At 61.8% G+C, this 14,584-nt stretch carries 9 protein-coding genes; 6 read left to right on the top strand and 3 right to left on the bottom strand.

The window, feature by feature from the left end; all coding sequences use genetic code 11:
• Nucleotides 1-83: 83 nt before the first annotated feature.
• Nucleotides 84-1,469: an MBOAT family O-acyltransferase gene (locus AB7290_RS30575; RefSeq protein WP_354075151.1), complete on the bottom strand. Its 1,386-nt coding sequence runs from the start codon at nucleotides 1,467-1,469 to the stop codon at nucleotides 84-86.
• A 47-nt stretch (nucleotides 1,470-1,516) separates the two neighbouring features.
• Entirely contained in the window at nucleotides 1,517-2,494 is a 978-nt protein-coding gene (locus tag AB7290_RS30580; RefSeq protein WP_085402766.1) for a hypothetical protein, read from the bottom strand.
• A 510-nt stretch (nucleotides 2,495-3,004) separates the two neighbouring features.
• Here AB7290_RS30580 and asnB point away from each other — a divergent pair.
• The 4 genes from asnB to AB7290_RS30600 all read left to right on the top strand — a co-directional run bounded on the left by asnB (nucleotide 3,005) and on the right by AB7290_RS30600 (nucleotide 9,151).
• Nucleotides 3,005-4,789, top strand: a complete 1,785-nt coding sequence (gene asnB, locus AB7290_RS30585) for an asparagine synthase (glutamine-hydrolyzing) (protein ID WP_085402765.1) — start codon at nucleotides 3,005-3,007, stop codon at nucleotides 4,787-4,789.
• 10 nt (nucleotides 4,790-4,799) lie between these two features.
• Nucleotides 4,800-5,966, top strand: a complete 1,167-nt coding sequence (locus tag AB7290_RS30590; protein WP_085402764.1) for a glycosyltransferase — start codon at nucleotides 4,800-4,802, stop codon at nucleotides 5,964-5,966.
• Between the two features lie 535 nt (nucleotides 5,967-6,501).
• Nucleotides 6,502-7,887 carry a glycosyltransferase WbuB gene (locus AB7290_RS30595; RefSeq protein ID WP_085402790.1) on the top strand — a complete coding sequence of 462 codons (1,386 nt, stop codon included), beginning with the start codon at nucleotides 6,502-6,504 and terminating at the stop codon, nucleotides 7,885-7,887.
• A gap of 25 nt (nucleotides 7,888-7,912) precedes the next feature.
• Nucleotides 7,913-9,151, top strand: coding sequence for an acyltransferase family protein (locus AB7290_RS30600; RefSeq protein ID WP_441254227.1), 1,239 nt, complete (start codon nucleotides 7,913-7,915; stop codon nucleotides 9,149-9,151).
• 46 nt (nucleotides 9,152-9,197) lie between these two features.
• On the opposite strand, the gene AB7290_RS30605 is transcribed toward AB7290_RS30600, so the two are convergent.
• Nucleotides 9,198-10,463, bottom strand: coding sequence for an oligosaccharide flippase family protein (locus AB7290_RS30605; RefSeq protein ID WP_085402762.1), 1,266 nt, complete (start codon nucleotides 10,461-10,463; stop codon nucleotides 9,198-9,200).
• 329 nt (nucleotides 10,464-10,792) lie between these two features.
• On the opposite strand from AB7290_RS30605, the gene AB7290_RS30610 reads away from it, so the two are divergent.
• Nucleotides 10,793-13,291, top strand: coding sequence for a tetratricopeptide repeat protein (locus tag AB7290_RS30610; RefSeq protein WP_085402761.1), 2,499 nt, complete (start codon nucleotides 10,793-10,795; stop codon nucleotides 13,289-13,291).
• A 29-nt stretch (nucleotides 13,292-13,320) separates the two neighbouring features.
• A complete protein-coding gene (locus AB7290_RS30615; RefSeq protein WP_144030800.1) occupies nucleotides 13,321-14,583 on the top strand; it encodes an O-antigen ligase family protein in 1,263 nt (420 codons plus the stop codon).
• Nucleotide 14,584: the final 1 nt, after the last annotated feature.

Raw genomic sequence — 14,584 nt, forward strand, 5'->3', positions numbered from 1 at the left:
TTGGGGCGGTTGCGACGCCCCCCTTTTCGTTGTTCGGGTCAGGATACTCACGCCCAACCTTCGCGGCCGGGCGTCGGCCGCGGTCAGAACTGGAAGTAGATGAATTCGGCATGTCCAAAAATGCCGAACAGCACGATGTAATAAGCCAGCGCGACACCGGCAGCCGTTGGCAGCCAGCGCACCTCCCACAGATCACGAAGGCGCTGCGGCCGAAACGACAGGTGGAAGTCGATCACGAACAGCAGTGCGAGCGAGACGGCGAGCATCACCAGTTCGCCGCTCGCGAGATCCAGCATCTTCAGGGTGAAATAGGAGATGGGACCGAAGTCGCCCAGGCTCCGCAGGGCGACGATCGCATTGGCGACGCTCGTCGACCGGAAGAAGACCCATCCCACGAGCACGACGGCTAGCATCCAGGCCCAACCGAGCAGCAGACGAGCCGACTCGCCGAGCCATGCTTCCGGTTTCGCAAGCCTGATAAAGGCTCGTTCGACAACCAGGCAGACTCCATGCAGCGTGCCCCAAGCGACGAAGTTCCACGCTGCACCGTGCCAGATACCACTGACCGCGAACACGATGATGAGATTGCGCGCGGTGGAGCCTTCGTTGCCGCGGCTTCCTCCGAGCGGAATGAACAGATAATCGCGGAACCAGGTCGACAAGGAGATATGCCAACGGCGCCAGAACTCGTTCAGGCTGGTGGCGAAATAAGGTTGCCCGAAATTGATCATGAGGTCGAAGCCCATGATGCGTGCCACGCCACGCGCAATGTCCGAGTACCCCGAAAAATCGCAATAGATCTGGAGGGCGAAGAGCACCGCCGCGAGCAGTTGATAACTGCCGGAATACTGCGCCGGATTGGCGTAGATCCCGTTCACCACCGACGCGACCACGTCGGCGATGCACATCTTCTTGAACAGGCCATAGCCGACGAGCAACAGGCCGGCGGTGACATTTTTGTAGGAAAGCCGATGCGTGATCCGGAACTGCGGCAGCATGTGCGCCGCGCGCTCGATCGGACCGGCGATCAGCTGCGGAAAGAAGCTCACATATTGGGCGTAGGTGATAAAGTCACGCTCAGCAGCAACCCTGCGATTGTACACGTCGAGCGTATAGCCGACCGACTGAAACGTGTAGAACGAAATGCCCAGCGGGAGCACCAGACCAAGGGCATAGTCCGGCACCACATACCCGAATAGCCCGACCACGCCGAGCACGTTCGAAATCAGGAAGTCCAGATATTTGACCGTTCCGAGTACGCCCAGATTGATCGACAGCGCGATGGTCAGCGCCGCCTTGCGTCCGCCATCGGTCCGAGCCCGCGCCATCATGAGTGCGGTCGTGTAGTCCACGATCGTCGTCAATCCGAGCAGAAGTCCGAAGGAAGGGCGCCAGCTCATGTAGAATATGTAGCTGGCGATCAGCAGCACCAGCGGCTGGGTTCGCCCCGGCAACGAGAAGAACACCACCAGGAACGTTACGAAGAACGCCAGAAATTCGAAAGAGTTGAAGAGCATCAGTCGAATGCTCCGGTGGCCTTCAGCAATTTGGCCAGATCGGCCGTGTAGGCGCGCGCCCCGGCCGGATTCATGTGCTGCGGATCGGCAAAGAGCGCTGGCGGATACATGAAATAGTCCGGCCCGAACACCCGAATGAGGGGCCGATCCGAGATCATCATCGACCTGGCGTCGTCAGCGGCTGGCAGCGGAGCAGCCTCGCCAGTGCGGAAGAAGCCCGGAACAATGATGATCTGGAAGCCATACTGGCTCGCCAGCCGTTCGAGGTGATTACGAGAGTGAGACTTTTCAGGGATCATCCGTAGCTCAATACGTGTGGGATGATCGGTCGGCAGGGCGTAGTCATCCGGAAGGCGATCGCCCGGGTAATGGCTCTGCGACTTGATGAAGTACCAGCCCCGATCGCGGAGCATTGCAGCGCGCTGGATCTCCACATCGCGGCGCGCGTCGGACAGTCGATCCAGATTCTGAAAAGCGAACAGCGCTGCTTCACGGGGCAAATTGCGAAAAGGAAACAGCGTGCTTGCCAACAAATTATCGTTGCGCAGGATATCAGCAAAATTATCGGATGCGCCCTTGTCGTCCCAAGGGATCGTCAACAGCACGTGCGTGGGAACGTTGCCGGCTTCCAACGCGGCTTCCAGAATCGGTAGGAAGTGAACTTCGCCGGGCAGGCCAAGGTTATACGATCGGAAGCCGGACCCGACGGCCGCATCCAGGTCGGATGGACGCAACGCGGAGAGAAGCTTGCTGTTGCCGAAGACCATCACCCGATTGCGGTCCTGCGGATCGAACATCCGGCCCTTCACAAGAGTATCCAATTTTGCGTACGCAATGACGACCGAGCCCGGCCTGATAAAAGGCAGCATGGCGTAGGCGGTGTACAGCGAGAGCCAGACCGCGCCGAACAACAGCCCGAAGACGACGACGGATTTGAACCACGGAGCGGCGATCGCGGCCGGCTCTTCTGCATTCACGGCCGATGCGGCCTCCGGAGATGGCAGAGGCGAGCGGACCGTGGCTGTAGCTCGTTCCGATATCTCTGAGGCCAGTGAAATCCGGTCAGAGAGTTGGCGCCGGCGAGGCTTGTACATATCCGACGGAACTCACGGGACAGAGCATTGGGATGATCGGGTGCCGGCGGTGGTGACGGGCCGTTCGCCGTGCCCGAACTGCAAGCGCGCGTGCGCCGGCGTGGTGCGTTCGGGAACGAAGAACATGCAGCCCTGTTATCATTCTGTTATGTTTCAGCCGAGGTCCTATCAAACGAACATTACAGTTTGACGATATCGCGGTCGCAGCACTCAATACGTGCAGCGCATTGCCGAAGACGGTAACATTGAGTAGATAAACCGGCCGCTGGTCCGGGCTTCCCCGTCACATTGCGCGAGGGCCTGCGCAGGGAGGATGATTCAAGGCGCCGTAACGCACCGTCGCACAATTATCATCGTGCATGACAACATTCCTCGCTGACCGAAAGCTGAACCATGTGTGGAATTGCTGGCGCCTTCGCATACCGTGCCGAGGCGCCCCTCATCGACAAAGCCGAGCTGCTGCGCGTGCGTGACGCGATGCTCGCGCGCGGTCCGGACGGCGCCGGCCTGTGGATGGCCGCCGACGGGCGCGTCGGCTTCGGACATCGCCGCCTGGCCATCATCGACCTGAGCGAGGGCGGCGCGCAGCCCATGCTTGATCCCGAAACCGGCAATTGGATCTGCTTCAACGGCGAAATCTACAATCACCAGCAGTTGCGCGCCCGGTTGAACCACGACGGCGTCGCGACGCGAACTCAATCGGACACCGAAGTGTTGCTCAAGCTCTACGCCCAGCGCGGCGAAGAGATGTTCTCCGACCTTCGCGGCATGTATGCCTTTGCACTCTGGGACGCGAGTCGGCGCGAGTTGCTGCTGGCCCGGGACCCGTTCGGCATCAAGCCTCTGTACGTGGCCGACGACGGCGCCACCATTCGCTTCGCGTCCCAGGTCAAGCCGTTGCTGCAGGCCCCGGTGGACCGGAGGCCCGAACCGGCGGGCCACGCCGGCTTCCTGCTGTGGGGCTCAGTACCCGAGCCATACACCCTGTACCGCGGCATCCGCGCGCTGCCGCCTGGGCACTGGCAGCGCTTCAGCGCCGCGGGCGCCGGACGGCCGGTCCGGTTTGCAAGCATCGTGGATGCGTTGGGTCGCCTGCCCACGGCCTCCGGCGCCCGCACCGACGACGCGCTCGATCAGATCGCCGCAGCGGTCAGGGACAGCGTCGCCGCGCACATGGTGGCGGACGTGCCTGTTGGCGTGTTCCTTTCGGCGGGGTTGGATTCAACCATGCTCGCGGCCTGTGCGGCGAGCGCCGGCGAGTTGCGCACGCTGACCTTGGGCTTCAACGAGTATGCCGACGGCCCCAACGACGAGGCTGGACTGGCCGACGAAGTCGCCGGCCTGCTCCACGCAAAGCATGCGCTGCATCGGATTTCAGCCCGCGACTTCGAGTGCGACCGGCAGCATTTGATCGACGCGATGGATCAACCCTCGATCGACGGCATCAACGTCTGGTTCGTCTCCAAGGCTGCGGCCGCGCAGGGCCTGAAAGTTGCGATCTCGGGGCTCGGCGGCGACGAGCTGTTCGGATCTTACCCGAGCTTCCGGCAGGTACCGCGCCTGGTGAGCCTGATGCGGCGCGCACCGGTCGGCGAACGAACCGGGCTACTGCTGCGGCATCTGGCCCAACCTTTCGCCTCGGCACTGCCGTCGCCCAAATATGCGGGACTCGCCGAATACGGCCACAGCCTGTCGGGGGCGTATCTGTTACGGCGAGCACTCCACATGCCGTGGGAGCTCGCGCAGCTGATGGACCCGGCCATGGCCAGAGATGGCCTGGAGGAGCTCGCGACCATGAACCGCCTCGATGCCAGCACCGAGGGTCTGGAGAGCGACCGGCTGGCGGTCTCCGCTCTCGAGATGCAGTGGTACATGCGCAACCAGTTGCTGCGCGACGCCGACTGGGCGGGTATGGCGCATTCGCTCGAGATCCGCGTGCCCCTGGTCGATCTGCAACTGCTGCAACACTTCGTGGAGCTTCCGGATTTCGACGCGAACAGCGAAAAGCGCACCATCGTCAGGCGCGTCGCGCCCGAATTGCCGGAAGGCGTGTTGAACCGGCCCAAGACCGGCTTTGCGGTGCCGATCCATCAGTGGCTCAATCCCGGCGCGAGCAGCGGCGTCACGCGGCATCGCGACTGGGCGATGACGCTGTATCGACATTTTGCCGCAGCCTGAGGAGACACCAGTGAGGCTGCTTCACGTCATTTCCTCCGCCGATCCCAGCAATGGCGGGCCCATCGAGGGCGTACGCCAGCGCGGCTTGCGACTGCTGGAGATGGGTCACCAGGTTGAAGTAGCGTGTCTGGATGATCCCAGGGCGCCTCATCTGGAATCCTTTCCGTTACCCGTGCATGCACTCGGGCCGCCGCGTGGCGGCTATCATTTCTCGACGTCGCTCCAGCCATGGCTGCGCGCCCACGCCGGCGGTTATGACGCAGTCATTGTGAACGGTATCTGGCAGTACCACAGCTTTGCCGTTTGGCAGGTCATGCGCGAGCTGAGGCAGCCCTACGTCGTGTTCACGCACGGCATGCTTGATCCGTGGTTCAAGCAGAACTATCCGCTCAAACATCTGAAGAAGTGCCTCTACTGGCCTTGGGCCGAATACCGGGTTCTGCGCGACGCTGCGGCTGTGCTGTTCACGAGCGAGGATGAGCGGTTGCTTGCGCGCCGCTCGTTTTGGCCCTACCGGGCGCAGGAGGTCGTGGTGTCCTACGGCACGCGATTGCCGCCGCAGGACGCGCGCCCGCTACGAGAGGCTTTCCTTGCCGCCCATCCCGAGTTGCGCGGCAAGCGGGTGCTGCTCTTTCTCGGGCGGCTGCACGCCAAGAAGGGCTGCGATCTGCTTGTCGAGGCGTTCGCCCACGTTGCGGCCGAGGAGCCTCGCCTGCATCTGCTGATGGCCGGGCCGGACCAGACCGGCTGGGTCAGTCAGCTCAAGGCCCGGACCCGCGCCTTGGGCGTGGCCGATCGCATCTCATGGCCCGGGATGTTGCAGGGCGACGCCAAATGGGGCGCGTTCCACAGCAGCGAGGCCTTCGTGCTGCCCTCCCATCAAGAGAACTTCGGCATCTCGGTCGCCGAGGCCCTCGGTTGCGGCCTGTCCGTGCTGATTTCCGACAAGGTCAATATATGGCGCGAGGTTCAAGCGGCCGGCGCTGGTCTTGTCGCCGAAGATTCGCTGGCGGGCACACTTCAAAACCTGCGCGCATGGCTAGCCATGTCTCCGGAAGACCGGGCAACCATGGGCCGACGGACCCACGACCTGTTCGCGGATCGGTTCAGTGTTGACCGGATGGCGACGGCATTGATCGATGTCGTGCGTGCGGTGCAAGCCTCCCCGCGCTCGTGACCCGAGAACCCGGTATTTGGTACGGTTCAGGCGACCGGATCGACGTCTGAAGTTGCCGATGGCCTGGCCCTGGCATGTCGCGATCTTTCGTCATCTGGAACGCGTGATCCAGATTGCCGAGACGCCGTAGCCGGCAGTGATGGTGCTGCCTCGCAGCACCTGCGACGCCCGGCTTCGCCGCCGCGATCCGCGCCCCGGCCCGATCTCGATTTGCCGCCCGCACGGAGCCAGGCTTCCGATCGCCGTGTGTTGCACCGATCGATCCAATTCTCGGGATCGCCGCGCCGCGCCGCTACTTGTTACTTGTCGTATCGTTATTACGATAACGTCACACAAGAAATGATATCAGGCATAACAATACGCAGGAGGATGCTCGCCGAGATCGATCCTATCCAGGATCATCTCGGACTCGGCTTCACCCCCAAGACACGCTCCGGCCTGCAGGCGCCACGACCGAACCCATAACCGGCTCGGCGGGCTGGGATTTGTCGCGGCCGGTCGAAGCCTTTCGCTTGGACCGAAAATGAGGACGGTCATGCGGGTGTTGGTGATAGGGATAAATTATGCTCCCGATCTGATCGGCGTGGCGAAATACAACACCGAATTCTGCGAGAGTCTCGCCAGTTGGGGACACGAGGTTCGCGTCGTCACGGCCCCGCCCTATTACCCCGACTGGAGCATCCCACCGGGATATCGTTCGAGATGGTATCGCCATCAACGTCTGAACGATGTGGACGTCATTCGGGCGCCGATCTACGTGCCAAGCCGGCCCTCGGGTCTCAAGCGACTGCTTCACCACGCCTCCTTCATGCTTTCGGCGGCCGTCCCCGTTCTGTCGAGCGCGTTCTGGTGGCGCCCCGATATCGTCTTCGTGGTGGCGCCATCCCTGCTTTCCGCGCCCATGGCGGCATTGGCCGCCAGGATGACCGGCGCATCCTCCTGGGTCCATGTTCAGGACCTCGAAGTCGACGCAGCCTTCGAGGTCGGGCTGCTCCGCAGCGGCGTCACGCGCAAGCTGATGCGTACGGTCGAACGGTGGATACTGCGTTCATTCGACCGCGTTTCGACCATCTCGATACAGATGGTACGCCGCCTCGAGCACAAGGGTATCGTGCCTACCAGATTGCGTGAGTTCCGGAACTGGATCGATACGAGCATCGTCGTGCCGGGAAGCAATCAAACGCAGCTCCGCTCGGAACTGCAGCTGGCGCCGACCGATATCGTGGCGCTCTACTCGGGAGCCATGTCGAACAAGCAGGGGCTGGAGCTGATCATCGAAGCTGCCGCAGCATTGAAGGACAGCCAGCCCTCGGTGAAATTCGTTCTCTGCGGAAATGGCCCGGTCAAACCGGCATTGGTTCAAATGGCTGCCGGTCTGCACAACGTCCGCTTCCTTGATCTCCAGCCGCTCGATCGGGTCTCGGAGCTGCTCAGCACCGCCGACATTCAGCTCTTGCCGCAAAAGGCCGAGATATCCGACCTGGTTCTGCCGTCCAAGCTGGCCGGCATGCTCGCATCCGGCCGACCGCTCATCGCGATGACCGAGCCTGGTACGGGGATCGCGTCCGAGGTGGAAGGTGCTGGCCTCGTCATCGCTCCAGGCGACGCCGGCGCGCTTGCTGCGGCTGTCACGATTCTGGCCGAAGACGAAGCACTGCGAGATCGCCTCGGCGCCGTCGCGCGCGCACGCGCCGAACAGAAATGGGATCGCATCTCGATCATCCGTTCGCTCGAACACGAATTCATGTCCCTTCCGCAACGGACCGCCACACCTGCTCCGCGCACCGCGCCATTGGCGACGCCGGTTCGCTCGATCGAACATGTCGCGACGGGCAGCCGCCGCCGGCCAGAGACGTCAGGGTGGCCGCCCTCAAGAGAGCCCTTGCGTCCGCGAGCCAGGGGCGTCGGCTCTGAACACTAGCAAGACTGGACGGGGATCAGTACCGATGACTTCCGCGCTGCCCAAGGGAGAAAGCATCTCCGCTCGGATGGAGTCCGTTGAGGGTCATTCAACAGGCTTCGACTACCTCAGGATACTTCTCTCTACGGCCGTCCTCTTCATCCATAGCAAGACGTTTACGCTGGGCGCAGATGTCCAGACCTTCAAGTCGCTGGTTGACTCGACGGTCCGCGTCGGCATGTTTTCCGTGGCGCAGCCCCCGATCTACCAGCCAATTCTCTGGGCAGTGGTGCCGGCTTTCTTCGCCCTTAGCGGATTCCTTGTTTCAGGAAGTCTGCATCGTTCAAAGACGACAATCGGCTTTCTGTTGCTGAGAGTGCTGCGTATTATCCCGGCGCTTTGTGTCGAGTCGCTTCTCGCAATGCTGGTGCTCGGTCCGCTCGTGACCAGCTTCACCTTGGCCGCGTATTTCAGTGATCCTCTGTTTCGGGCATATCCTCTCAATATCATCGGCGATATCCAATATTATCTGCCTGGTGTCTTTCTTAACAACCCTGTGCCGCGTGTCGTGAATCTGCAGCTCTGGACCATTCCGGCGGAGATGTACTGCTACGCAATCCTCGCTACCGTGCTCGTCCTGCAGCTCGCACACCTGCGCCGGACCGTTCCGCTCGTCACCGTGGCGACGTTCATCTGCCTGCTGGGAATGCAGGCCTTGGGAATTCATGCGCCGGCGGACTGGTCTACGGGTGACGGGAGAGTGCAAATCGAGACTCTCGTCCTCGCGTTCTTGATCGGCGTGTCCTTGTTCGAGCTCAAGGACAAGGTTCCGCTGCGAGCTGACCTTTTCGCTCTGTCGGTCGTGCTTTCCTACGCCCTGCTCTGGGGAGGAGCGCTGCAATATCTGGCGATGATCCCGATCGCCTACGCCACCGTCTTCGTCGGGCTTTCCAACTTCCGCGAGACGTTCGTCAATCGGACGGGCGACTATTCCTACGGAGTGTACCTGTATGGACTGCCGGTACAGCAGCTCCTCGTCCACCTCTTTCCGGAGAACAGGAACTGGCTGCTCAGCTTTGCCATGGCTTATGTCCTCAGCTTGGTGTTCGCGGCGTTGTCCTGGCATCTGGTCGAATCGAAGGTCCTGGCGAAGAAGAGGATCATCGTCGAGGCTGCCGAAAATTTCCTGAGGCCTTTGTCATTCCGGTTGCCATGGGGGCCTGCAGCCAAGCCAGTCTCCGCTCCCCCCATCGCGACGGTGCCGAAACCGGCCGACTTGAGCTGATATCACAGGACGACAAGATCGGGGCTCGGCCGTCCCGGCTCGTCCCTCAGCGGCGCAGATAACGATATCCGACATAGAGTCCAACCAGATTCAATACGACCTCTCCCGCCACGAAAGCATAGACGCCAAGCATGGAAACCAGCATGTAACTGACCAGCATTCCCGCCACCGAGCCGATCGCCAGAGCCCCGGCGGCGAGGCCATACGCGCCCGTCGCCGCCAGGGCCTGCATCATCATCAGCAACAGCGACATCGTGAATATCGTCGGCGCGAAGCCGGCGATGACAATCGCAGCCCGGTGCAAGCCAAAATCCGGCACCTGCGCAGCGATGCCGGCGACGACGGTAACCCCGACTGCAAACGTCGCCGCGCAATAGAGCGCCATTCTCTGCGCCCCGAGCATATTGCCGAGGCTCTGCTTTCCGGCTGCTGACAGTTTCTCGACGAGGCTTGGGAATTCCACCCTCAGCACGAACCCTACGATCTGGGTCGATGCCGTCACGATCTGCTTGGCGTACACGAAAAGGGCGGTCGTCTCGGCGCCGAGATAGACCGTGCTCAATACCAACTGAACGCGCATGTTGACCTGCCCCGGCAAGATCTGGAACGACAGGGCACAGCCGTCCGTCAGTGCCCTTGTCAGGCCCGCACGTGTCACCCTGTGAAATCGCGGGTACCAGCCCTTGCGCGCCAGCGTCGTCCATTGCGCGATCAACGTCACGAGATAGCCTATGGAAAAGGCGCCGCCCAGGATCGCGCCTGCTGCGGCAGCCGACTTGTGGGCCGCCAAGGCGAGGCCGGCGGCGGTGACCAGGTAAGCCACCGATCCCGTGATTCCGCTGATGCCACTCAGTCTCAGGCCGTCGAGCAGACCAACCCCGTTGACGGCCCACAGCAGCAATCCGGGGAGCGCAAGGGCGACGTACCATCGCGAAAACTCGTCAGTCGAGAATCGCCAGACATACAGGGCTGCAGCGGCACCGACGATCAAGGCCACCGTGATCCTTATCGCGCTCGTCTCGCAGAATGTCCGCCACACCTCGCCGCGTGCCTCTCGGCCGCTCGGCAAGCGGGCGACTGCCCGGGCGAGTGTCGTACTCGCACCGGCGTCAACGAGGACGATGCCCAGAATGGCAAAGGAATAATGCGTGCCGAATGCTGCGAGAAGCTCGTACTCACCTGCGGCCACGAGCACGGTCTGGACAATGAATATCGCCCCTTGACCGAGGCCGAACCCGACGACCAGCAGCCCGATATTGGCAATCTGCCTCCATTGGCCGTGGACGGCTCTCACCCAACCGGCGGCGCGCATTTGTGCAAGCCGGTATCGAGACGCCGCAGGGCTCCGCGTTCCATCCGAGGCGTTGGGGCTCGCGACACTTGTATCAAGCATGATGTTTTCCGGGGCGGGCGTCGTGACCTGAACCTACGGCTGGCAGCGCCGATGTAGACCAATGTTACACTAATTGATACCTCGCATAACCGGTCCGACGACAGCTCGCGGATCATCGCATAGCTCGCCGCTACAGCCGCCGATGTCACAGTCTTGTGCAATTCGGAACGTAAGGAGTGGGGTCGGGTCAAGCAGAGCGGGAGTTCGTCCCGGCCATCGGGCCTTTGAGGCAATGTGCGGTTCGAGCGATGCGTGACGAGCGACGGATATTGGATCGGGCGCTGTCCTTGCATGACAAGGGGGACATCGCCGCCGCCGCCAAACTGTATCGACGCATCATCGATGCCAATCCCAGTAATCTTCACGCCGTGCATTTCCTGGGCGTGGCCGAGGCAGCGGCGGGAAATATTGATCGCGCAAAACTGCTGATGACACGATCGTTGCAGTCGAAGCCGGTCAATTTGGAGTTCATTGAGAACTACGCGGCCGTGCTCCACCGGGCCGGCGAGCATGACGAGTTGGTTCGGCTGTGCCAGCACGGACTACAATTCGCGCCGACCAGCCTGGGACTTCTACATGGAAGCTCGGCCGGGCTGTTGGCTCTGAGCCGCCATCCCGAAGCCATCGAGCAACTGACACGCCTGTTGGCGCATCACCCCCGGCATTTTCCAGCCCACTTCATGCTGGGTTCGGCGCTGGCGAAGTCGCGCCAATATGAACCGGCCCTCGCCTCGTATGACCAGGCATTGCAGTTGAACCCACGGCTCGCGGAGGCTCATCTCGACAAGGGAACGATCCATTTCGCCACCTGCCGTTACGACGACGCGCTCGCGGCCTATGACAACGCCCTCACGCTGCGGCCCGATCTTGCGGCAGCGGCACTCGGCCGCTGCTACGCCCTGATCCAGTTGGGCCGGCGCGATGAAGCTTTGGCGGCCGCAGACCACACATTGAAGCTGCAACCCGACCTCCCCGAAGCATGGGTTGGCCGGGGCAACGCTCTCCTCGATCTCGGTCGCCTCGAGGACGCCGCGGTAGCCTACGACCGTGCACTCGCCATCGGGCCGCAACTCGCATCGGCCTGGTCCGGGCACGGCAATATTCTCCTTCGATCGGGCCGTCAGCGCGATGCGGAGGTCGCGTTCGATCGCGCCATCGCTGCGGATGCCGCTTTCGCCGAGGCCTGGCTCGGGCGCGGGACTGTGTTGCTGTCCCTTGGCCGTCACCACGATGCGGCGGCGGCTCTCGACCGCGCCACAGTCCTGAATCCCGGCCTGGTGAGCGCCTGGCTGGCGAAGGGTCAGGTCGCCTACCTCGAGAAACGTTACGACGACGCCTTAGTCGCCTGGAACAGGGCTCTCGACCTCAATCCGGATCAGTCCGCCGTGGCCGCCGCCTGTTTGCGCGTCAAGTTGCATCAATGCGATTGGACGGATTTCGAGAGTGGTTGTGCCTCGGTAAGGTCATCGGTCCGAAGCGGGAAGCTCGTCTCACCGTTCATGTTCGTCGCGATTCCGTCCACATCGGCCGAGCAGCTCCAATGCGCGCGCACATGGGCCGAGAACAACTTTCGTCTCCAGAGGTCGCCGGTCTGGCGCGGCGAGCGCTACAATCACGACCGTGTCCGCATCGGCTATCTCTCGGCCGATTTTCATCAGCACGCGACCTCGCAGCTGATGGCGGGCGTCTTCGAACATCACGACAGGACGCGCTTTGAAGTCACCGCGATCTCGGTCGGCCCAAACGACGGCTCGGACATGCGCCGGCGGATCGAAGCCGCGTTCGAGCGCTTTGTCGACGCCAAACCGCAAAGTGACGCTCAAATCGCCGAGCTTGTCAGGGCTCTGGAAGTGGACATCCTCGTCGATTTGAAAGGATATACCCAGGATGCACGCACCGGCATCTTCGCCATGCGTCCCGCGCCGATCCAGGTCAATTATCTCGGCTTTCCCGGCACCATCGGTGCAGGCTTCATCGACTACATCGTCGCAGACCGAAACGTGATTCCCGAGCACGATTACGATTGCTACGTGGAGAAAATCGCCTGGCTTCCCGAAAGCTATCAGGCAAACGATCGCGACCGTGCAATTGCGGATCTGATGCCTGTCCGCGCCGAGCACGGCCTTCCGGATGACGCTTTCGTCTTCTGCTGCTTCAACGACAACTACAAGATCACGCCCGACGTTTTCTCATCCTGGATGCGGATTCTCGCCGCGGTGGAGAACAGCGTGTTGTGGCTGTTCGAGGACAATCCAACGGCTGCGGACAATTTGCGTCGAGAGGCGCAGGCAAGGGGCGTGGCGCCGCGCCGTCTGGTTTTCGCCCAACGGCTCCCCACCTCCGCGCACCTAGCGCGGCATCGTTGCGCGGACCTTTTCCTCGATACAGTTCCGTACGGCGCTCATACGACCGCCAGCGATGCGCTCTGGACCGGACTTCTGGTCGTGACCTGCCTCGGCGAAACATTCGCGGCGCGTGTCGGGGCGAGCTTGCTCAATGCGATCCGCCTGCCCGCACTGATCACGACGACGCCGGCGGCCTACGAACAATTGGCGATCGAACTGGCGAACGATCCCGCCAGGCTCGCGGCGCTGAGAGCGAAGCTGGCCCGCGATCGACTGACGACACCTTTGTACGACACGGAGCAATACACGCGTGATCTGGAGACGGCATACGCGGCCATGATGGAGCGGCACATGGCGGGATTGCCGCCGGACCACGTCCGGGTGCCGGGAACCACCGTCTGACAAGCGCACCCGCAAGAGGGACGATTTCCTTGAACCTGCCAGCATCTTTCGTCGATCGATCGACGACCAACCCGGGCAAGCACCGATTGACCGCTGGTGCTGCCGCAATTTTCCGCGCTCGCAGCCCTTCAACGATTGCAGTTATCGGGTCTTTCTGGGCGTGGTGCGGCCTCCTTTCCTTCCCCATGATTGACCTGAACCCGGACTTCGCGGACGTTCCAACTTCGTTTGCCCTGGGCGGCACGGTTCTGATCGGACAGATTACCGGAATCGCGCTGTTCATCACGACGGTGTCCTTGATGCACGCTTCGCGGGCGTTCGCCAGCCTGGGGCGATTGAGCCTCGCCCAGGTCGCGATCATTGGCATCATCTACCTGTCTGTTGTCCTACAATTGCACGATGACGAGGCGGCGACGTTCGTTGGCGTTTTTTACACCATTCTGCTCATGCTGACTGCTTTGATGCTGTCTGTCGTATGGACGCTGCCACCGGACGACATCGAAACCTGCATGAAGGTGGCATCCATCATATTTTGTCTGTTCGGCATCTCCGCGCTGGCCGTCCTGGGATTACCGCAAGGCCGCAATGTCGGGGGTATTCAACCAAATCTCTTTTCCGCACCGTTACTCGCAGGCTTCATTCTGTCGCAGTTTCACGCTGGGAAAACGGGTATCGTCGTCAGAATCCTGTGCTTCTCGATGGCCGCTCTCGTCAGCTCGCGGTACGCCTTGATCGGCTGCATTTCCGCGCTTGTCGTGCATGACTTAACCTTCAATTCCCTGCGCCCGTGGAAGGTTGCCGCGGCGATCGTTGCGTTGCTGTTGTGCATATTCCTTTGGCCGCAGATTGCCACCTTTCTCGCGCTTGACGATTCAAGTCGAGATCTGTCTTCAGGATTCACAGGAAGGGATGAATACTGGTACGCGGCCCTGGCGACGATCATGGATCATCCGCTCGGCATCGGATTCAAGCGCGCATCAGCCTTTGAGGCCGGGCACAATGGCTACCTGAAGACGCTGGTGGAATTCGGAATCGTCGGGGGCGGATTGATAATCCTCTTTATCGGTTGCGTCATTGCCGCTGCACACGCCGAGGCGGTGCGATCAACGGGGAAGGATCGGCAGCAACGCCGCTTTGCCTGTGCCCGCTTGGGCGGATTGGTCGCCCTGGCGTTTGGGGCCTTCTTCCAACCCCAGTTGTTCAGTCTCGGCGACGCGTTCGGGGTCTCGCTCCTGTTGCTGCTGTTCAAACCTGAAATGAAGCCGGTATCCGGTCGCGCAGCAATTGCGTGAG

It is taken from the genome of Bradyrhizobium sp. 613_E4_N2_2, from assembly GCF_052075995.1.
Taxonomy (GTDB): Bacteria; Pseudomonadota; Alphaproteobacteria; order Rhizobiales; family Xanthobacteraceae; genus Bradyrhizobium; species Bradyrhizobium barranii.